At 67.5% G+C, this 19,995-nt stretch carries 21 protein-coding genes; 4 read left to right on the top strand and 17 right to left on the bottom strand.

Annotated elements, in window-relative coordinates; translation table 11 throughout:
• Positions 1 to 106: 106 nt before the first annotated feature.
• The 3 genes from FEZ32_RS08160 to FEZ32_RS08150 all read left to right on the top strand — a co-directional run bounded on the left by FEZ32_RS08160 (position 107) and on the right by FEZ32_RS08150 (position 2,710).
• Positions 107 to 1,024 carry an ECF transporter S component gene (locus tag FEZ32_RS08160; RefSeq protein WP_138680895.1) on the top strand — a complete coding sequence of 306 codons (918 nt, stop codon included), beginning with the start codon at positions 107 to 109 and terminating at the stop codon, positions 1,022 to 1,024.
• A gap of 96 nt (positions 1,025 to 1,120) precedes the next feature.
• The gene (locus FEZ32_RS08155; RefSeq protein ID WP_097798442.1) at positions 1,121 to 1,738 is read left to right on the top strand and encodes a superoxide dismutase; all 618 of its coding nucleotides are present in this window, start codon (positions 1,121 to 1,123) and stop codon (positions 1,736 to 1,738) included.
• Positions 1,739 to 2,023: 285 nt separating this feature from the next.
• A complete protein-coding gene (locus FEZ32_RS08150) occupies positions 2,024 to 2,710 on the top strand; it encodes a glutamine amidotransferase (RefSeq protein ID WP_138680380.1) in 687 nt (228 codons plus the stop codon).
• Positions 2,711 to 2,779: 69 nt separating this feature from the next.
• On the opposite strand, the gene FEZ32_RS08145 is transcribed toward FEZ32_RS08150, so the two are convergent.
• The 14 genes from FEZ32_RS08145 to secY form a co-directional block, all read right to left on the bottom strand.
• Positions 2,780 to 3,505: a hypothetical protein gene (locus tag FEZ32_RS08145; RefSeq protein WP_028702583.1), complete on the bottom strand. Its 726-nt coding sequence runs from the start codon at positions 3,503 to 3,505 to the stop codon at positions 2,780 to 2,782.
• Positions 3,502 to 4,686, bottom strand: a complete 1,185-nt coding sequence (locus tag FEZ32_RS08140; protein WP_051238183.1) for a glycosyltransferase — start codon at positions 4,684 to 4,686, stop codon at positions 3,502 to 3,504. Before FEZ32_RS08140 ends, FEZ32_RS08145 begins: the two co-directional genes overlap by 4 nt.
• Before the next feature lie 210 nt (positions 4,687 to 4,896).
• Positions 4,897 to 5,448 carry a 50S ribosomal protein L17 gene (gene rplQ, locus FEZ32_RS08135; protein WP_028702584.1) on the bottom strand — a complete coding sequence of 184 codons (552 nt, stop codon included), beginning with the start codon at positions 5,446 to 5,448 and terminating at the stop codon, positions 4,897 to 4,899.
• A gap of 279 nt (positions 5,449 to 5,727) precedes the next feature.
• Positions 5,728 to 6,750: a DNA-directed RNA polymerase subunit alpha gene (locus FEZ32_RS08130; RefSeq protein ID WP_028702585.1), complete on the bottom strand. Its 1,023-nt coding sequence runs from the start codon at positions 6,748 to 6,750 to the stop codon at positions 5,728 to 5,730.
• A gap of 182 nt (positions 6,751 to 6,932) precedes the next feature.
• Positions 6,933 to 7,538 carry a 30S ribosomal protein S4 gene (rpsD, locus tag FEZ32_RS08125; protein WP_028702586.1) on the bottom strand — a complete coding sequence of 202 codons (606 nt, stop codon included), beginning with the start codon at positions 7,536 to 7,538 and terminating at the stop codon, positions 6,933 to 6,935.
• Positions 7,539 to 7,573: 35 nt separating this feature from the next.
• Positions 7,574 to 7,981 carry a 30S ribosomal protein S11 gene (rpsK, locus tag FEZ32_RS08120; protein WP_028702587.1) on the bottom strand — a complete coding sequence of 136 codons (408 nt, stop codon included), beginning with the start codon at positions 7,979 to 7,981 and terminating at the stop codon, positions 7,574 to 7,576.
• Positions 7,982 to 8,053: 72 nt separating this feature from the next.
• Complete coding sequence (rpsM, locus tag FEZ32_RS08115) at positions 8,054 to 8,428, bottom strand: 30S ribosomal protein S13 (protein ID WP_028702588.1); 375 nt, start codon at positions 8,426 to 8,428, stop codon at positions 8,054 to 8,056.
• Positions 8,429 to 8,901: 473 nt separating this feature from the next.
• Positions 8,902 to 9,015 carry a 50S ribosomal protein L36 gene (rpmJ, locus tag FEZ32_RS08105; RefSeq protein ID WP_028702589.1) on the bottom strand — a complete coding sequence of 38 codons (114 nt, stop codon included), beginning with the start codon at positions 9,013 to 9,015 and terminating at the stop codon, positions 8,902 to 8,904.
• A 91-nt stretch (positions 9,016 to 9,106) separates the two neighbouring features.
• On the bottom strand, positions 9,107 to 9,328 hold the full coding sequence (gene infA, locus FEZ32_RS08100; protein ID WP_002514837.1) for a translation initiation factor IF-1: 222 nt from the start codon (positions 9,326 to 9,328) through the stop codon (positions 9,107 to 9,109).
• Between the two features lie 132 nt (positions 9,329 to 9,460).
• The gene (locus tag FEZ32_RS08095) at positions 9,461 to 9,829 is read right to left on the bottom strand and encodes a DUF1707 SHOCT-like domain-containing protein (protein WP_051238169.1); all 369 of its coding nucleotides are present in this window, start codon (positions 9,827 to 9,829) and stop codon (positions 9,461 to 9,463) included.
• 10 nt (positions 9,830 to 9,839) lie between these two features.
• Positions 9,840 to 10,697, bottom strand: coding sequence for an endonuclease domain-containing protein (locus FEZ32_RS08090; RefSeq protein WP_051238170.1), 858 nt, complete (start codon positions 10,695 to 10,697; stop codon positions 9,840 to 9,842).
• A 447-nt stretch (positions 10,698 to 11,144) separates the two neighbouring features.
• Complete coding sequence (map, locus tag FEZ32_RS08085) at positions 11,145 to 11,984, bottom strand: type I methionyl aminopeptidase (RefSeq protein WP_028702591.1); 840 nt, start codon at positions 11,982 to 11,984, stop codon at positions 11,145 to 11,147.
• The gene (locus FEZ32_RS08080) at positions 11,984 to 12,553 is read right to left on the bottom strand and encodes an adenylate kinase (RefSeq protein WP_097798437.1); all 570 of its coding nucleotides are present in this window, start codon (positions 12,551 to 12,553) and stop codon (positions 11,984 to 11,986) included. The genes map and FEZ32_RS08080 overlap by 1 nt, the downstream gene beginning before the upstream one ends.
• On the bottom strand, positions 12,550 to 13,875 hold the full coding sequence (gene secY, locus FEZ32_RS08075) for a preprotein translocase subunit SecY (protein ID WP_028702593.1): 1,326 nt from the start codon (positions 13,873 to 13,875) through the stop codon (positions 12,550 to 12,552). The genes FEZ32_RS08080 and secY overlap by 4 nt, the downstream gene beginning before the upstream one ends.
• A gap of 143 nt (positions 13,876 to 14,018) precedes the next feature.
• On the opposite strand from secY, the gene FEZ32_RS08070 reads away from it, so the two are divergent.
• Entirely contained in the window at positions 14,019 to 14,693 is a 675-nt protein-coding gene (locus tag FEZ32_RS08070) for a hypothetical protein (protein ID WP_036981048.1), read from the top strand.
• A gap of 252 nt (positions 14,694 to 14,945) precedes the next feature.
• Here FEZ32_RS08070 and FEZ32_RS08065 read toward each other — a convergent pair whose 3' ends face one another.
• The 3 genes from FEZ32_RS08065 to FEZ32_RS08055 all read right to left on the bottom strand — a co-directional run bounded on the left by FEZ32_RS08065 (position 14,946) and on the right by FEZ32_RS08055 (position 19,988).
• Positions 14,946 to 16,661 (bottom strand): ABC transporter family substrate-binding protein, encoded by a 1,716-nt coding sequence (locus tag FEZ32_RS08065; protein ID WP_138680379.1) that lies wholly within the window; start codon positions 16,659 to 16,661, stop codon positions 14,946 to 14,948.
• A 226-nt stretch (positions 16,662 to 16,887) separates the two neighbouring features.
• A complete protein-coding gene (locus tag FEZ32_RS08060; RefSeq protein WP_138680378.1) occupies positions 16,888 to 19,002 on the bottom strand; it encodes an ABC transporter ATP-binding protein in 2,115 nt (704 codons plus the stop codon).
• A complete protein-coding gene (locus FEZ32_RS08055) occupies positions 18,999 to 19,988 on the bottom strand; it encodes an ABC transporter permease (RefSeq protein WP_138680377.1) in 990 nt (329 codons plus the stop codon). Before FEZ32_RS08055 ends, FEZ32_RS08060 begins: the two co-directional genes overlap by 4 nt.
• Between the last annotated feature and the right edge of the window lie 7 nt (positions 19,989 to 19,995).

The following is a 19,995-nucleotide window of genomic DNA, read 5'->3' as shown; positions in this document are numbered from 1 at the left end:
CGACAGCTCCGGCGGCCCTGACGGCCCCGACGGCCCCGGCCACGGTTCCGGCGGTACCCGATGAGGGGATCGGCGGATGGTCAGCCGCGCCGAGGGGCTCACGGCGATGAGGCAGAGCGCGGTGTCCACCCCGCGGACGGCCCGGATCACCCTGGCGCTGACGGCGGTCCTCGGGCTGGTGGCGTTCGGTTGGCCGCTGCTGCTCAGTCCCGGCTCCCAGGCCGACTACGAGACCCGCGCCCCCTTCCTGCTGGCGGGGATCCTGGTGCTGGCCGTCGCCATCGTCGTCAGTCAGCTCGGGGCCAACGGGATCGACGCCAAGGCGCTGGCCATGCTCGGCGTCCTCACCGCCTGCGGGGCGGCACTGCGCCCGTTGGGGACCGGAACCGCGGGAATCGAGTTCGTCTTCCTGCTCATCATCCTGGGTGGGCGGGTGTTCGGGGCCGGGTTCGGCTTCCTGCTGGGAGCCACCACCTTCCTCACCTCGGCCCTGCTCACCGCCGGATTCGGCGCCTGGCTGCCCTACCAGATGGTGGCGGCCGGATTCGTGGGGCTGGGAGCGGGCCTGCTGCCTTCGCTGTCGCGACTGGGCGAACGCCGTCGCGCCCTCGCCGAGACCGCCATGCTGGCGGGCTACGGGTTTCTCACCGCGTTCGGCTACGGATGGCTGATGGACTTCGCCTTCTGGCCCTTCACCCTGGGTCTGTCGACCTCCATCAGCTACTCGGCGAGCGCCTCGATCGGCACGAACCTGTGGCACTTCGTGCTGTACAACCTCGCCACCTCGATGGCCTGGAACCTCGGACGGGCGCTCACCAATGTGGTCCTCATCGTGCTGGTCGGCCAGCCGGTGATGAGGGTGCTGCGCAGGGCCGCCCGCAGAGCCTCCTGGTCGACGCCGGGGCCAGTCCCCGAGCCGGTGCCGGGGACCTCCGTGGACCACGACCGCAGTGTCGCCCACCGCATCCCGAGAGCCGACGGGCCCCGGGCATCCCTGCGAGAAGTCCTGCCGAATCGGGAATGAACCCGGTGGCCGATGTGCTGTAATGCGAGCAAGCCCCGCAATGGGAACCGCCGGGAGAGCACTCGGCGGGACGCAACAACGCGACCTGGAGGAAGCATGGCTGTCTACACCCTTCCCGACCTCGACTACGACTACGGCGCTCTTGAGCCGTACATCTCGGGCGAGATCATGCAGCTCCACCACGACAAGCACCACCAGACCTACGTCACCGGAGCCAACACCGCTCTGGAGAAGCTGGCCGAGGCCCGTGAGAAGAACGACCTCGGAGCCGTCAACAAGCTCGAGAAGGATCTGGCCTTCAACCTGGGCGGCCACATCAACCACTCGGTGTTCTGGAAGAACATGTCCCCCGATGGCGGCGGACGTCCCGAGGGCAACGACCTGGCGGCGGCGATCGACGAGTACTTCGGCTCCTTCGAGGCCCTCCAGAACCACTTCAACGACACCGCCAAGGGTCTTCAGGGATCCGGCTGGGCGATCCTGGCCTGGGACGTCCTGGGTCAGCGCCTCAACGTCCTGCAGCTGTTCGACCAGCAGGGCAATGTGCCGACCGGACAGATCCCGGTGCTGCAGCTGGACATGTGGGAGCACGCCTACTACCTGCAGTACAAGAACGTGAAGGCCGACTACGTCACCGCGTGGTGGAATGTCGTCAACTGGGCCGATGTCGAGGCCCGGCTGGCCCGTGCCAAGGGCACCGCTGGCCTTATCTGATCCCCGTGCTCAGGTTCGCCTGAACCGCCGATCGACCAGGACGCTCCGCGGCCCCCGTCACCCGACGGGGGCCGCGCCGTCTGTCCAGCCCGTTCAGCGGTCCGTTGTCACCTGCCGCGCGACACCCCGGGGCGCTCGGCGGGCCCGCTAAGCTGTGGCGCGTCGAGGGGATGCCGCGGCATACCGTGCCAGATCTGTGCCATGTCGTGGCCTCCCGCGGGGGCCGATCGGCCCCGTGTCCCGATCAGGAGACTTCCATGCACACCACCAGCAGGGACCGCTGAGATGCCCACCGCCATTGCGCTGCGTCACGTCCACTTCGAGGATCTGGGGATCATCGAGCCGGTGCTGGGCACCGCGGGCTACGGCGTCGAGTACCTCGACGTGGCCGACGACCCCAGCCGGATCGCCGACCTCGACCCCGACCTGCTCATCGTGCTGGGAGCCCCGGTCGGCGCCCTGGACGACGACATCCATCCCTGGCTCGCCGAGGAGCGCGAGCTGCTGCGTCACCGGCTGGCGGTCGACGCGCCGACCCTGGGAATCTGCCTGGGAGCGCAGCTGATGGCGGTCGCCGCGGGAGGCGCTCTGACCAGCGGGGAGGCCTCCGAGATCGGCTACGCGCCGATCGAGCTCACCGACCAGGGCCGCTCATCGGTGCTGCGACATCTCGACGGCGTGCCGGTCCTGCACTGGCACGGGGACCGGTTCACCACGCCCTCTCGGGCGGTCCGACTGGCCCGCACCGAGACGGCCGACCAGGCCTTCTCGATCGGCCCGCGGATCCTGGGACTCCAGTTCCACGTCGAGGCCGAGCCCTCCCACATCGAACGCTGGCTGATCGGCCATGCCCACGAGCTCGCGGCCCACGACGTCTCGCCGGTCCAGATCCGTCAGGACGCCGAGCGGTACTCGACCCGGCTGGGATCGGCGGCCCGGCAGATGATCCAGGAGTGGGTCTCCGGGCTGTGAGCCCCCGGGCGCCCCGGCCGCATGGCCGTCAGGCGCTCCGACCCCACGACCCCCACCTCCGAAGGGCCGTCAGGCGCTCTGCCCGAAGGGCCGGTACATCCACCGCGGCACCGGACGGCGCTGCAGCCGGCTGCGCCACCACCCGGCGACCACGATCGGCGCCAGGGCCAGGGTGGTGTCGAGGTGGGTGAGCCGGCGGAAGGGCCGCACCTCGGTGATCGGGACGAAGGCCACCTCGCCGGCGCGGTTGCCGGGCCGGGAGGCGCAGACGTCCAGTCGGCGTCCCTCGCAGACCACCTGCAGCCAGGTGTGACCGGTGTGGAACCAGGGATGGTGCTCCATCCTCACCCGGGAGGCGTGCACCACGTGCACCGACAGTCCGAGGCGACGCAGGATCTGGGCCAGAGCCAGGTTGTACTGGGTGGAGCAGCCCTGCCCCGCCGCCAGGGACCGGGCCGGGCTGAGCCACAGGTGCCAGCAGGAGTAGCGGGTGTACATCCGGTGGACCAGTGAGGTGGCCAGGTCGACCAGCGGCCAGCCCTGCAGACCCGAGGCACGGCAGGCGTCCACGACGTCGTCGACGGTGCGCAGCGGGGTCGATCCCCCGTCGGTCATCTGGCTATCGAGGATCTGGCCGCCCGACACCTGGTCGTCTGTCATCTCGTTGTCTGCCATCAGATGGTCGGGCATCCGGGAGTCCGGCAGCGCCGGCTCGGGTCGCGGTGCACTCGCCACCACCGGCAGCACGAGGGCCGCGGCGATCCCCGCGACCGCCAGCAGTGCGGACTTCTTCATGATCGACGCTCCTTGCGGTGGAGGTGTTCGGGACCCAGGTTCTCGGGGGTCGGCAGGTCGGCCAGACCGCTGTGGGCGTCCATCCGGGCATGCAGGTCGGCACGCCAGTAGGGCTTGCGGGTGACGGTCTCGGCGAGCATCGTGTGCAGTTCCAGCATCCGGTCGACCGATGACTGCCAGGTGTACTTCTCGGCCCGGGCCCGGGCGGCGGCACGAAGGTCGGGGCCGAGCCGGGCGGCGAGCCGCTGGACGGCGTCGGCCAGCCCCTCCGGGTCGGGTGCGGCCGACTCCCCGGAGGTCTCGTCGACCAGTTCGTGGGCCCCGCCGCGGTTGGAGGTCACGACCGGGGTGCCGCAGGCCAGCGCCTCCAGCACGGCCAGGCCGAAGGTCTCGGCCGGGCACACCGACATCGAGATGTCGGCCGCCGCGAAGGCCCGGGCGACGTCGTCGCGGGAGTCCACGAACCCGTGGAAGACCACCGGGGCGTCGCCGGCCTGCTCGCGCATCGCCTCCATGTCGGGCCCCACCCCGTACATGTCCAGCCGCATCGGAACTCCTCGGCGGTGCAGCTCCACGGCCGCCGCCACCGCCAGCTGGGGGCTCTTCTCGTGGGACATCCGTCCCACGTAGCACAGCCTCAGGACGCCGTCCGGATCCGGGCTGAGGGCCCCGGGATCGCGCTTGTCGGGGTTGAAGGTCACCAGGTCCACGCCCAACGGGACCTTGAACAGCCGGGCATCGGTGTCGGCGAACTCCCCGGCGGAGTAGTCGGAGGTGACCACCACGACGTCGAAGGCCTTCGACAGGTGCCGGTTCAGGGCTCCCACCGCGGCCTCCACGCCGAACTGGCGCCGGACGAGCAGGGAGAGCATGTCGTCGAGCCGTTCGTGGCTGAACAGGGCCGACCCGATCCCCCGGCGTCGCGCCCAGCCCGCCGCCGGACTGAGGGTCCACTTGTCGGAGGACTCGATGGAGGTGGGGTGGAAGCGGTCCAGGATCCGCAGCGCTCGCCACGGGGTGGCGATCATCCGGTACTCCCGGGAGACCCTGGGGGCGGCCACCTGGACGACGATGCCGCCCTCCCCCTCCTCGACACGGTCCTGTGGCCCGGGGATCACCAGGATCCGGTCATGACCGGCACGGACATAGCCCTGTCCGAGCTGATCGATGGCGACCTTCATCCCCCCGGAGACCGGGCCCACGAAGTTGGCGAGTTGGGCGATGCGCAGTCGGGTCGTCACCGGCCCAGCCTATGCCGCGGCCACCGGGGCCGGAACCCCGACGGGTTGCGCACTGAGCCTTGGACGACGCCTCCCGACGGATCGCAGACGCCCCTGGACGCAGCGCGGCCGCCCCGGTGGGTACCGGGGCGGCCGCGTCGCAGCTGGGTGTCAGGCCGTGGGCTTGTCCTCGGCCTCGGGGGCCTCGGCCTCAGCGGCGGGAGCCTCGGCGTCGACCGGGTGACCCTCGGCGGCCTTCTCCTCCTCGACCTCGTCGGCGGCGACCTTCGCGGCCTCCACGGCAGCGGCGGCGGCGTTGATCTCGGCCTTGGTCTGGTCGACCGTGGCCGGGGTGGCCGGGGCGAGCTTCTCGGTGACGATCTCGAGGACGGCCAGCGGGGCGTTGTCGCCCTTGCGGTTGCCGATCCGGGTGATCCGGGTGTAGCCGCCGTCGCGTCCCTCCATCGAGGGGGCGATCTCGGCGAACAGGGTGTAGACGATGCCCTTGTCGAGGATCGTCTTGTTCACCTCGCGGCGGTTGGCCACCGTGTCGGTCTTGGCCCGGGTGATGAGCTTCTCGGCGAGCGGACGGACGCGCTTGGCCTTGGTGACCGTGGTCACGATGCGGCCGTGCTCGAAGAGCTGGCTCGCCAGGTTGCGCAGGATGATCCGCTCGTGGGCCGGCGTTCCGCCGAGCCTGGGACCCTTCGTGGGCTTGGGCATTCTTTTCTCCTTGTGTGTCGGTGCTCCGGGCAGGTGGACCCGGTGCGTTCCGGCTGGAGGGAGGACTCTCGTCCTCCCCTCCCTGCACCCGGACGGGCCAGGGGTTCGGCCAGGGTCCACCCCCCTGGCCACCGTCTCGCAGAACGGCAGGTTATTCGGTTGTGACGTCCCTCAGGTGCGAGGGCCGGTGATCGGGGACCGGTTCCCCGGCCTCCCCGGTCCGGGCGTCATCGACGTCCGGACCCGAGGGGAGAGCGCGGGATCCCGGCTCCGACAGACTCAGTACTGCTCGGTCTCGGCGAGGTCGTCCTCGGGGGACTCCCCCTCCTCGTAGTTGTCGGCGGCGGCGATGGGATCGAAGCCGGGGGCGGAGTCCTTGAGGGACAGCCCCATCTCGGCGAGCTTCTCCTTGACCTCGTCGATCGACTTGGAACCGAAGTTCCGGATGTCGAGGAGATCCTGCTCGGAGCGGGAGACCAGCTCACCCACGGTGTGGATGCCCTCGCGCTTGAGGCAGTTGTAGGAGCGGACGGTGAGGTTGAGGTTCTCGACCGGCACCGCGAGGTTCTCGGCGTACTGCTCGTCGACCGGCGACGGGCCGACCTCGATGCCCTCGGCGTCCATGTTGAGCTCCCGGGTTAGCCCGAACAGCTCGACGAGGGTGCGCCCGGCCGAGGCGACGGCGTCGCGCGGCAGCATCGACAGCTTGGTCTCGACGTCCAGGATGAGGCGGTCGAAGTCGGTACGGGTGGCGACACGGGTGGCCTCCACCTTGTAGGTGACCTTGAGCACCGGGGAGTAGATCGAGTCGACGGCGATCCGGTCCAGCTCGGCCTCCGGATCATCGTTGAGGACGCTGGAGACGTAGCCGCGGCCGCGCTCGACGACCAGCTCCATCTCGATCTTGCCGTCCTCGTTGAGGGTGGCGATGTGCAGATCGGGGTTGTAGATGACCACCCCGGCCGGCGGGTTGATGTCGGCCGCGGTGACCTCACCGGCACCCGACTTGCGCAGGTACATGGCCACCGGCTCGTCCTCCTCGGAGGACAGCACCAGCTCCTTGAGGTTGAGGATGATCTCGGTGACGTCCTCGACGACGCCCTCCAGGGTGGCGAACTCGTGGCGGACACCCTCGATCTTGATGCTGGTGACCGAGGCGCCGGGGATCGACGACAGCAGCGTGCGACGCAGCGAGTTACCCAGGGTGTAGCCGAAGCCGGGCTCCAGGGGCTCGATGACGAACCGGGACCGGAAGTCGGAGACGGGCTCCTCGGTGAGGGTGGGGCGCTGAGCGATGAGCATGTGACATTCCTTCCGCGCCAACCGCTATATGAAGGCGCAAATGGGGATGGTGGGGAACTCCCCCACCGGGAGTGGAACAGTGCGGCCCTCCGCGGTGCCGCGACCATGCCGGAGCATGATCGGCGACACCACCGGTGGGGTGCGTGCGGGGGCCGGTCAGGACCGGCCCCCGCACCGCAGGATCACTTCGAGTAGAGCTCGACGATGGCCTGCTCGTTGACGTCGAGGACGATCTGCTCGCGGGTCGGCAGCTGGTGCACGAGGATGCGTCCGCGGTTGGGGCGCACGTCGAGCCATGCCGGCACGTCGCGGGTCTCGAAGGTCTCGCGGGCCACCACGATCGGGTGGAGGTCCTTGGACTTCGGGCGGACATCGATGATGTCGTGGGCGGTGACGCGGAACGACGGGATGTTCACCTTCTTGCCGTTGACCAGGAAGTGACCGTGGGTCACGAGCTGGCGGGCCTGGCGCCGGGTGGCGGCCAGTCCGGAGCGGTACACCACGTTGTCCAGGCGGGACTCGAGGATCTGCAGCAGCAGGTCACCGGTCTTGCCGGTGCCGCGGGCCGCCTCCTCGTAGTAACGGCTGAACTGCTTCTCGAGAACGCCGTAGGCGTAACGCGCCTTCTGCTTCTCGCGCAGCTGCAGGGAGTACTCAGAGTCCTTGGTACGGCCGCGGCCGTGGACGCCCGGCGGGTAGGGGCGACGCTCGAATGACTTGTCGTTTCCGACAAGGTCAGTCCCGAGGCGACGGGACTTCTTGGTCAGGGGGCCGGTGTAACGGGCCATTGTGTATCAGTCCTTAAATGTGCTCTCGGAGGGGATCAGACGCGGCGGCGCTTCGGCGGCCGGCATCCGTTGTGCGGAACGGGGGTGACGTCGGAGATCGGTCCGATCTCCAGGCCGACGGCCCCCAGCGAACGAATGGCGGTCTCGCGGCCCGATCCGGGCCCCTTGACGAAGACGTCGACCCGCTTCATTCCGTGCTCCATGGCACGACGTCCGGCGGCCTCGGCGGCCATCTGGGCGGCGAACGGGGTGGACTTGCGCGAGCCCTTGAAGCCGACGGTGCCGGCAGAGGCCCATGCGATGACCTGACCGGCGGGGTCGGTGATCGCGATGATCGTGTTGTTGAACGTGCTCTTGATGTGCGCCTGGCCGGCGACGACGTTCTTCTTCTCCTTGCGGCGCACCTTTGCCTTGGGCGCGGTCTTACGGCCTGCAGTAGCCATGTGTTGTCTCTCCTGGAGTCAGTGTGATCTCAGCGTGGGAGAAGGGGGTGTCCAGACGCGGGGCGTCTTGGATCACTTGACCTTCTTCTTTCCGGCGACGGCCTTCTTCCGACCCTTGCGGGTGCGGGCGTTGGTCCGGGTGCGCTGACCACGAACCGGCAGGCCACTGCGGTGACGACGGCCCTGGTAGCTGCCGATCTCGATCTTGCGACGGATGTCGGCGGCCACCTCACGACGAAGGTCACCCTCGACGTGGTAGTTGCTCTCGATGTAGTCGCGCAGTGTCACCAGCTGATCGTCGCTCAGCTTGTTCACGCGGAGGTCACCACTGAGTCCGGTGGCCTTGAGGGTCTCGGCGGCACGGGTGCGCCCGATGCCGTAGATGTAGGTCAGTGCGACCTCGAGGCGCTTGTCGCGCGGCAGGTCCACTCCGATGAGGCGTGCCATGTGGCATCCCTTTCGTCTCCGGCCCCGAGGGGCCGCGAAGGTGTCTGGCGTGGAGCGTCCCCGTCACTGGTCAGCCCGGAGGAGATCCTCCAAGCCTCTCGGCGACGGACGAGATCTGCTCGTCCGACGGGGCCCCGGCCTTCGCCCGGGGGTGGTGGCCCAGATCCGTGTTCGATGGTTTCGAACGGGGTTCCGGGACGTGCTTCCACGGTGTTCCCGGACCTCGCGGTCCGGGTGAGCTGAGTGGGAAGAGGATGGCTCGATGATGGTCGACCCATCCTCCGACTCAGCCGTGTTCAGTTGTCATTCTGTTCAGTTGTTCACTGTTCAGTTTTCTTGTCGGCATCACCGCGTCCACCTGGATGGTGGACCCGACGGTGGACCTCAGGGGTCGAACCCCTGCATTCCTGCTGGTCACAGCACCGGGATGAGCTCCCGGCGATGACGACCTGCGATCCCGTCGCGGCGAGGGCTCAGCCCTGGCGCTGCTTGTGACGCGGGTTCTCGCAGATGATCATCACGCGACCATGGCGACGAATGACCTTGCACTTGTCGCACATCTTCTTGATGCTCGGACGAACCTTCATCGAGCTTCTCTTTCGCGTAACGGTCCCCCGGGGGGAACCTGGATGGAGATCGTCCCCGACGGGGACGACCATGGTCAGTGGTTGACGGCGGTCACTTGTGCCGGTAGACGATGCGTCCGCGGGTCAGGTCATAAGGAGACAGCTCCACCACGACCCGGTCCGACGGAAGGATCCTGATGTAGTGCTGACGCATCTTGCCGCTGATCGTGGCAAGGACACGGTGTCCGTTCTTGAGCTCGACACGGAACATGGCGTTGGGAAGAGCCTCCACCACTGTGCCTTCGAGCTCGAGCGCTCCCTCTTTCTTGGCCATTGCGTCCAATCTGTCAATCGGTGTGCCCATCTGGGCGTGACTGTCTCCGCCTACACGGGGACCGACGAGTAAGCCTACCCGAGGGCCACGACCGATCAAAATCTGATTCCTGGGCCCGGTGACGCCCGGGTGTCACAGCAGGATGGCCAGAATGATGATCAGCAGCACCACGACCAGGCCGCCACCGCCGACCAGGGTGGCCATGGTCCTCCCCGACATCGGCCGGGACGGGGTCAGCTCCCCGGGCGCCGCGGTGCTCTGTTCGATGTTCTGCGGGACATTGTGGGTGGCCCTGGCGGGCAGATCGGCGACCACCGGGGCGAGATCTCCCAGGGTGGTGGCGGCGTAGAGGGCATCCAGGTGGTGCTGGAAGGTCTGCTCGTCGAGTGTCCCGGCGCTGAAGGCGTCATTGAGCCAGGTGTTGATCTCGGTCCGGTCGGCATCGGTCACCGGTTCGGAGGCGCGGGCGACATATCGGGAGGATGGCGGCAGCTCTTTCACGGTCCCAAGGCTACCGACCCCGGTGGGCACGCCTCCTGGGCCAGTGGTGGTCACCGCGCCGGACCACTGTGAGGATCTGCTCCTGGGCCTGTGGCCAGCCGAACATGACATCCTCCCAGGTGAGCCTCATCACCCGGTACCCCAGCGCAAGCAGCCGCCGGTCCCGGACCCGGTCGGCTTGGTAGCTCTGTTCGCTGGTGTGGTGAGCTCGCGAGTCGACCTCGATGACGAGCCTCTCCCCCACCAGCAGATCAACCCGGCCCACCCCGGGGATCGTCACCTGTGAGGCGACCTGGACGTTGTGGCCACGCAGTCTGATCCTCACCAGGGTCTCGGTCCCGGACTCGGCGCGGTCGCACTGGGACAGCAGGGCGCGTGCCCTGGGCGAGTCCGCGAGCTCCAGTGCCAGATCGGCCATGGTCGCCACCCGCAGATTCACCATCGAGTCCAGAACCGCCACCCCGTTGTCCCGGTCCAGGCATCGGATGGCCGCTCGCACGGCGACCAGCGGATCGTCGATCGCCCGTATCGGTGCCGGTCTGCGCCCCGGCGAGCACTCCTGGACACGCTTTGAACCGGTCGTGCCCCGGCTCGCCCTCACATGCAGCGCGGTGTCGCCGAACGGCCGGAACACTCCGAATCTGGCCAGGGCAGAGACACAGGTCATCACACCGCCGGCGCGCACCGCGGCGACCACCTCCGGGTCGGCATCGCGCAGGCTCCACCACCCGGGCCTCAGGTTCTCGACCAGATCGCCGGAGAGGTGCAGCTTGCTGATGTCGGGATAGGAGTAGCCCGCACTCCGCAGGACTCTGGTGGAGACCACACCGCCGGGGCGCAGCTGGGGTGGGATGTCGTAGTGCTTCATGCCTCCACTTATCGGGGCCGCAACCCCGATCTGCCGCCCGTGCGCCAATCTGGGGACAACTTCTGCCACCCATGGAGCGGGCTGTGGATGGGCAGTCGCCGGCCCCGGGGATGACAGAACTCACTGGAACCGCACCCCGGACTCACCGGAACCCCACCCTGGACAGAAACGAGATCTGCCACTGAGAAGGCACCCGCCTGGACTATCCAGCCGCCAGCCCACAGATGGCAGAACTCACCGGAGACCCCCCGAGCACAAAAACGAGATCTGCCACCAAGACCGCACCCACCTGGACTATCCAGCCGCCAGCCCACAGATGGCAGAACTCACCGGAGACCCCCCGAGCACAAAAACGAGATCTGCCACCAAGACCGCACCCACGTGGACTATCCAGGTGTGTGCCTTCTCAGTGGCAGATCTCATGGCTACCGGCGCGGCCGGCCCCTCTCAGTCCAGTGGACCGAAGGCCACCCCTCGCGCCGTCAGCTCGGCCTCGCCGCCATCGGGCTCGGTGAGCACCCACAGCCCGTTCCGCGTGACGGCCACCGTGTTCTCCCAGTGGCTCGACCACGAACCGTCGAGGCTGCGCACCGTCCAGTCGTCATCCAGGGTGACATTCTCCTCATCGCCGAGGGTGGCCATCGGCTCCACGCACAGGCACATCCCCTCGGTGATTCTCGGCCCCCGGTGGGCCCGGCCCCAGTTCGGCACATCGGGATCCATGTGCATCTCAGTGCCGATGCCGTGACCGGTGTAGTCGCGGATGATCCCGTAGTCGTGCTCGTGGGACTCCAGGGACACCTGGACCGCCGACGAGACATCACCGATCCGTGCTCCCGGAGCGATCTGGGCGATCCCGTCCCACATCGACTTGCGGGTCGCCTCCGACAGCTCCCTCACCTCATCGGAGACCTCGCCGACCAGGGCGGTGCGGGCCGCATCGCCGTGCCAGCCGTCCACGATGGCGCCGTAGTCGATCGAGACGATGTCCCCGTCGTGCAGCTCCCGCTCGTCGGGAATCCCGTGCACGATGACCTCGTTGACGCTGATGCAGGCCACTCCGGGGTAGGGCTGGATCCCCCACTCGGCGCCGTACCCCAGGAAGTTCGAGGTCGCGCCGTGACGGGCGATCACCTCCCTGCCGATGCGGTCGAGGTCCGCGGTGGTCGCACCGGGGACCGCGGCGGCCACCATCTCGGCCAGCCCCTCGGCGACCACCAGCCCGGCGCGACGCATCACGCGGATCTGGTCATCGTCCTTGATCTGGATCCTGTGGCGTCCGAGCATCAGGCGCGGGCGTCCAGGGCGGAGAAGATCCGGTCGCGGACATCGGAGATCTCGCCGACCCCGTCGACCGGCACCAGCAGACCCGCCTGGCGGTAGTGGTCGATGAGGGGAGCGGTCTGGGAGGTGTAGACGTCCATCCGGTTGCGGATGGTCTCCTCGTTGTCGTCGGCCCGTCCCTCGATCTGGGCGCGCTTGAGCAGCCGGGCGGTGAGCAGCTCCGGGTCGACCTCCAGGCTCACCACCGCGTCCAGAGCCAGACCGTTGGCACTCAGGTAGCCGTCGAGGGCCTCGACCTGGTGGAGATTGCGCGGGTAGCCGTCGAGCAGGAACCCCTCGGCCGCGTCGGACTGGCCGAGCCGGTCGACGACGATCTCGTCGGTCACCACGTCGGGGACCAGGTCTCCGGCGTCCATGATCGCCTTGACTTTCTTGCCGAGTTCGGTGCCGCCCTTGATGTTCGCCCGGAAGATGTCGCCGGTCGAGATCGCGGGGATCCCGTAGTGCTCGGCGATCGAGCTGGCCTGGGTGCCTTTGCCGGCGCCGGGGGCGCCAATGATGAGAAGCCTCATGATGTCAGGAATCCTTCGTAACTTCGTTGCTGGAGCTTGCTCTCAACCTGTTTGACGGTGTCGAGACCGACACCCACGACAATGAGGATGCTGGTGCCGCCGAACGGGAAGTTCTGATTGGCGTTGAGGAAGACGAACGCCAGGGTCGGTATCAAGGAGATCAGTCCGAGGTACAGGGAGCCGGGAGCCGTCAGTCGCGACAGCACGAAGGCCAGGTAGTCCTCGGTGGGCTTGCCGGCCCGGATCCCCGGGATGAATCCGCCGTACTTCTTCATGTTGTCGCTCATCTCGACGGGGTCGAAGGTGATCGCCACGTAGAAGTAGCAGAAGAAGATGATGAGCAGGAAGTAGATGAGGTTGTACAGCGGATGGTCACCGCGGGTGAAGTTCTGACCGATCCACTGCGCGGCTCTGCCCTCCGGCCGGAAGGTCGCGTACAGCACCGGCAGGTACATGATCGAGGAGGCGAAGATCACCGGGATGACGCCGGACTGGTTCACCTTCAGCGGGATGTAGGTGCTGGTGCCACCGAACATCCGCCGGCCCACCATCCGCTTGGCGTACTGGACCGGGATGCGCCGCTGCCCCTGCTCCATGAACACCACGCCGGCCATCACGATGAGCCCGATCGCGATGACGGTGAAGAAGATGAACCAGGCGTGCGCCTCGCCCTGGCTGTTGCGGGTGACCTTGATCTGCCACAGGGAGTCGGGGAAGCGGGCCGCGATCTGGGTGAAGATCATGATCGACATGCCGTTGCCGATGCCGCGGTCGGTGATGAGCTCGCCCATCCACATCACGATCGTGGTGCCGGCGGTCATGGTCAGCACCATCACGATGACCGGGAAGACCGAGGTGTCGTGGACCACGATCGGGTCGGAGCAGGAGCTGAACAGCCGCCCCGAGGTGGCCAGAGTGGTGAAGGCGGTGGCCTGCAGGACGCCGAGCACCAAGGTGAGGTACCGGGTGTACTGGGTGATCTTGTTCTGCCCGGAGGCGCCCTCCTTCTTGAGGGCCTCGAGCTTGGGGATGACGACCGTCAGCAGCTGCAGAATGATCGACGAGGTGATGTAGGGCATGATGCCCAGGGCGAAGATCGCCAGCTGCAGCAGCGCACCGCCGGAGAACAGGTTGATCATCGAGTACAGCCCGGCGGCGTCGCTGGACTGGGACTGGGTGACGCAGGCGTTGATCTTGGCGACGTCGACGTTGGGCACCGGGATGGTGGAGCCGACCCTGAAGATCGCGAGGATGAACAGCGTGAAGAAGATCTTCTTGCGCAGATCCGGCGTCTTGAAGGCACTGGCGAAGGCGGAAAGCATTCGGGCTCTCTAGGGTTTGACGACACGCCCTGCGGGCGGCTCGGTGGATCGGCCTGGCGGTCGGTCGCCGAGCGGGCAAGGACAACAGCGCAGGTAGCCTATCAACTTGTCGCCATCACGTGACATCCCGACGAAGGAGCCCCATGCGTCCGCCAGTGGTCATCACATCGCGATCGGGTCGGATCGGGACCGCCGCACTGGCGGTGGCGGCGCTGGCCCTGCTGGTGTGGGACGCCACCCGGGCCGGACTGCTCCAGGCCCTCGTCAACGCCCCCTTCGTGGCTCTGTTCGTGTGGTGCGCCTGGATCTTCTGGGGGCTGGCCTCGATCCGGATCGACAACGACGGGGTGCACGTCATCAACCAGCTGCGGATCTGGGATGTGCCGTGGGCGCAACTGAAGACAGTCACCGGTCGCTGGGGAGTGACCCTCACCACCCTCCCGCAGGACTCCTCACGAGCTCCCGAGAACTCAGAGACGACCGGGACATCCGAGTCGACCGGGGCGGGCGGCACGCCCGGGACGGGCGAAACCCGGCCCGCCAGGGGCCACAGCATCCGCGCCTGGGCGGCCCCGGCGAAGGGCACCGCCGGGAAGATCATCGGGACCGACCGGGAGTTGCCGATCATCCCGGACCAGGGTCACGAGCCGATCCGGATCAGCCTCGACGCCTTCGCGGCGGCCCGACTCATCGAGATCGAGCAGATTCAGCGCAGAGCAGGTGCAACATCCTCGGACGCCGCGCCGGTGCGGGTTCGGGTCAACTGGCCGACCGTCATCATCTCCGGCGTCCTGGTGATCCTGGCCGTGCTGGCCTGAGCGGGAACACCGCCCAGGGTCTGGCTCCTGCCAGCATCGGGTGCCGCCCACGATCAGGGCCTTGGCAGAGGCAGGTGCCGCCCAGGAGCAGGGCCTCCACCGGAACCGAGTCCGCTCGGCACCCTGAACCTCAGTGACGCCTCGCACCTCAGAGACGCCTCGCAGCGCGACTGGGGGCGGCCCGCAGATGCGGGCCGCCCCCTGTCGAGACTCCGGGGACCCCTTCAGGCCGCCGGATCTGGGCTTCTCAGATCACTTGGTGAAGCCGATGTCCTCACTGCGGTAGCTCTGGAAGGTCGAGGCACCGAAGTTCGCCAGGTTCTTCGGAACGGCGGAGAACTGCACGCGGCGGTACAGCGGCAGGGTCATCACGTTGTCCCAGATGATCTTGTCGACCTGGTTGGTGAGGTCCTGACGCTTGGTGACGTCCTCCTCGGTGTCGATCTGCGGGATGAGCTTCTCGATCTGCGGATCGACGAGCTGCGAGAAGTTCGACTGGCTGGCCTCCTTGGAACCCTCGGACGCAGCGCCGTAGATCTGACGGACGTTGTTCATCGGGTAGGGGGTGGACTGCCAGGTGAAGGCGATGATCCCGAAGGAGTGGCTCGACAGCACCTGGTTCATCGAGTCGGACGGGGTGTTGACCAGGTTCACGGTGACGCCGATCGCCGCCATGTTCTGCTTGAGCAGCGCGCCCTCGTTCTCGGAGGTCGGCACGCCGGTCAGCATCGCGTAGTCGATGGTGAGCTTCTTGCCGTCCTTCTCGCGGACGTTTCCGTTCAGCTTCCAGCCGGCGGCGTCCAGTTCCTTCTTGGCCTGCTCCGGGTCGTAGTTGTAGTCGGTCGAGTTGTCCTTGTAGCCGGCCTGGCCGGGCATGAAGAAGTGGTTGCCGAGCATCACGGCGTTGCCGTCGACCGGAAGCCCCGCGAGGTCGGACTTGGCGATCGCCTGGCGGTTGATGCCCTTGACGATGGCCTGACGGACCGCCTTGTCGGTGAGCCCGTTGGACCTGGTGTTGAAGGTGAAGTGACGCCACTGCGGGGAGCCGGCCTCGCGCAGCTCGCCGTCGGTACGCTTCTTGGCGGTGTCGTAGCCATCCTTGGTGATGATGGTGCTGACGACGTCGATCTCCTTGTTGGCGAAGGCCTTGGTCGTCGTGGCGTCGTCCAGCTCCTTGAAGGAGACGGAGTCGAGCTTGGCCTTGTCGCCCCACCACTTGTCGTTGCGCTTGACGGTGAGGGTCTTCTGAGCCTGGTCGACCTTGTCGAGGGTGAACGGACCGGTGAACCAGTTCGGGTTGAAGGTCTTCCAGCCGGAGTTGAAGACGGCCGGGGAGGAGGCGCCCTCCTTCGGCAGGACGGTGCTCCAGGTGGCGGTCCAGTCCGGGTAGGAGGTCTTGAAGGTCATGACGACGTCGGTCGGCTTGTCACCCTTGGTGATCGAGGTGATCTGGTTGAAGCCGTCGGTGGTGGCCGGCTTGAAGGCCGGGTTCGACCCGTTGTTGGCCTTCCAGGTGGCGACGTAGTCGGTGTAGTCGATCGTCCGGCCCGAGTTCCACTTGGCGTTCGGGTTCAGGTGCAGCGTGACCTGCTGGTGTCCTCCGTTGTCGGAGGCCTTCTTGACGTCGTAGGACTGCAGGAAGTTCTTGTTCGGGGTGGCCGCGGCATCCTTACCGATGTCGAAGTTCGTCGCGCCGACGAAGCTCCAGATGGTGGAGTTGAGGTCGACGTTGTTGTTGTCGACCTCGAATCCGTTCCATGCGGTCGGGAGCTGGCTGATCGCGAACCGCAGCGTGCCGCCGTCCTTGACCTGGTCGCGCTGGGCCGGGTTCATCTGGGCCAGCGGGAGCGCCTTGGGCGCCGAGCTTGCACTGCTCGAGCTGCTGCTCTGATTCTTCTGACCGCAACCGGTCAGGGCAAGAGACCCCACCGCCAGGAAGGCGATGGCAGTCATGACGGGCTTACGCACGGTAAAACCTCCAGATTTGACGGCGGGCAGGTACTGCTCGCACTTCTTTACAGTCCTGAGCCTGTCACTGCCGCTCGCCGATCCCTCACTTCTGGACGGCCCTGCGCGGCAATCGTTATCGGAACGTGACGACACCCCCGTCACACGGAACACCCGATCACACGAGACGGCCGAGGCCGGCGCATCCGTGATGCGCCGGCCTCGTGGAGCCACCACCGGTCCGGACTCAGAAGACCTCCACGACCTCCGGGAAGTGGCAGGCCACCGCCCGGTCCTCGCGGCCGTCGGCGCTGGCCAGCAGCGGCGTCTCGCCCGTGCACCGCGCCTGGTCGGCCTCGTCGAGGGTCTTGAACTTCGGGCAGCGGGTGTGGAAAGGGCATCCCGAGGGCGGGTTGGCCGGAGAGGGCAGGTCCCCCTCGAGCAGGATCCGGGAGCGCTTGCGCTCCTTGACCGGATCGGGGATCGGGATCGCCGACAGCAGGGACTGGGAGTAGGGGTGCTCCGGATGGTCGAAGACCTCCCCCACCGGACCGAGCTCCACGATCCGCCCCAGGTACATCACCGCGACCCGGTGGGCGATGTGACGCACCACCGACAGGTCGTGGGCGACGAACAGGTAGGACAGCCCCATGTCGACCCGCAGCCGTTCCAGCAGGTTGAGCACGCCGGCCTGGATCGACACATCCAGGGCCGAGACCGGCTCGTCGAGGACCAGCAGCTTGGGCTCCAGAGCGAGCGCCCGGGCGATCCCGACGCGCTGCTTCTGACCTCCGGAGAAGTTGCGCGGGTAGCGGTTGGCGTGGGCCGGCTCCAGACCCACCAGGGCCATCAGCTCCTCCACCCTGGCGGCGATCCTCGCCCGCGGGTAGCCGTTGTACTTCAGCGGCTCGGCGATGATGTCGAAGATCGGCAGCCGGGGGTCCAGCGAGGCCATCGGGTCCTGGAAGACCACCTGCAGGTCCTGGCGGACCTTCTTGCGCTCGGAGGCCGACAGCTCGGCGGTGTCGTGGCCGAGCACCACCACCTTGCCCTCCTCGGGCCTGGCGAGCTCCAGGATCGACATGATGGTGGTGGTCTTGCCGCAGCCGGACTCCCCCACCAGGCCAAGGGTCTCCCCGGCGCGGATGTCGAAGGAGATGTGGTCGACGGCGTGCACGGTGCCGACCCGGCGCTTGAACACCGCCCCCTTCATCAGCGGGTAGGTCTTGACCAGACCGTCGACGTGAAGGATCACATCGGCATCTGCCCGGTCGACCTTCGCACCGAAGGAAGGGATCTCCTCGCGCGGATAGATCTCGTCGTACCTCTTGCCGGCCAGCTCGTCGAACTTGATGCACGCCGAGGTGTGCCCGGCCAGGTCGGTGTCCACCAGGTCTGGTTCGGCGGCCAGGCACTCGGCCGCGGCCATCGGGCAGCGGGGGGCGAAGGGGCAGCCCGGCGGCAGCGCCAGCAGGGAGGGCGGATTGCCCTCCACCGGGGTGAGGGGCTCGTCCTTGTCGAGGTCGGGACGGGGCAGGGAGCCCAGCAGTCCGACCGTGTAGGGGTGGCGCGAGTGGTAGAAGACGTCGTTGACGTCGGCCCGCTCCACGATCCGTCCGGCGTACATCACGGCGACCCGGTCGGCCAGACCGGCGACCACACCCAGGTCGTGGGTGATCATCACCACACCGGCATGGGTCTCACGCTGGGCGACCCTCAGCAGGTCCAGGATCTGGGCCTGGATCGTGACGTCCAGGGCGGTGGTCGGCTCGTCGGCGATGATCAGGTCGGGGTCGTTGGCGATCGCCATCGCGATGATGACGCGCTGGCGCATGCCCCCGGAGAACTCGTGGGGGAAGCTCTTGGCCCGCACCTCGGGGTTGGGGATGCCGACCATCCCGAGCAGTTCCAGGGCCCGGTCCCAGGCCTGCCGGTCCGAGTAGTGGCCGTGCACCTGGAGGGCCTCGACGATCTGGTCGCCGACGGTGTAGACGGGGGTGAGGGCGCTCAGCGGGTCCTGGAAGACCATCGCGACCTTCTTGCCGCGCACCTCGCTCATCCAGTTGTCGTCGCGTCCCAGCAGCTCGGTGCCGTGAAGCTTGATGGATCCCTCGACGGCGGCGTTCTCGTCGAGCAGTCCCATCACCGACATCGAGGTGACCGACTTGCCGGATCCGGACTCGCCGACCAGGCCGACGACCTCCCCGGCGTTGACCGTCAGGTCGACCCCGCGCACGGCGTGCACGACGCCGTCCTCGGAGGGGAACCGGACGTGCAGGCCCTTGATCTGGAGCACCGGGACGCCGGGAGTGCGCTCCGGTAGCGCCTCGGACTCGAAGACGGGCTTGTTCTTCTTGCTCATGCTGCACCGCCAGACTTGGAGGAGGGGTCGATGGCGTCTCGCAGGGCGTCACCCATGAAGTTCACGCACAGCAGCAGGACCACCAGGATCCCGGCCGGGAAGAGGAAGATCCACGGTGAGGTGGTGGCCGATGCCATTCCGTCTCCCAGCAGGGTGCCCAGCGAGGTCTCCGGCTTCTGGACGCCGAATCCGAAGAAGGACAGCGTCGTCTCGCTGAAGACCGCGCTCACCACGCCGAGGGTGAAGTCGATGATGAGGTAGGAGGCGACATTCGGGATGACGTGCTTGACGATCACCACGAAGGAGGGCACCGACATGAACTTGGCCGCGTTGACGTAGTCCAGATTCACCAGGGACAGGGTCATCGCTCGCACCACTCGCGCCGAGATCATCCAGGAGAAGGCCGACAGCAGCACGATGAGCAGCCAGGTGGAGTTCTTCGAGCCGGCGGTGTGCTGGGAGATGATCGCGATGATGAGGAAGGACGGGATCACCAGCAGCAGGTCGGTGATCCACTGCAGGATCGCCCCCACCCGCTTGCCGAAGTAGGCCGCCGAGGCGCCGATCATGGCCGCCAGGATCTCGACGATCGCGGCCACCGCGAATCCGATGATGAGGGACTTGCGCAGCCCCTCGATGGTCATCGCGAAGATGTCGAAGCCGCCCTGGTTCGTGCCGAACCAGTGGCTGGCCGAGGGTGCGCTGAGGAAGGCGTCGTAGTCGACCACCCAGTAGTCCCAGCGCTCGAAGAAGGTCCCGAAGAGGGCCAGGGCGAGGACCAGGGAGAGGCCGATGAGGCCGATCTTGCCGCCCGGGGCGCGCCAGAATCTGCGCCAGATGAGTCGGCCGCGGGACAGGTGCTTGGCACCCTTGCGGCCCTGCGGCTCCTGACCGGGGTCCAGGACCGGTTCGGTCAGCGGCGCGGAGTCGACGGCCCCCTCGGGGCGATCGGCGGCGCGGCCGGAGGAGAAGTTCGGTTCAACCATGGCTCTC

Source organism: Acidipropionibacterium jensenii (assembly GCF_005890135.1).
Classification (GTDB): Bacteria; Actinomycetota; Actinomycetes; order Propionibacteriales; family Propionibacteriaceae; genus Acidipropionibacterium; species Acidipropionibacterium jensenii.
The sequence above is the reverse complement of the archived record's forward strand: the minus strand, read 5'-3'. Positions and strand labels throughout refer to the sequence as shown.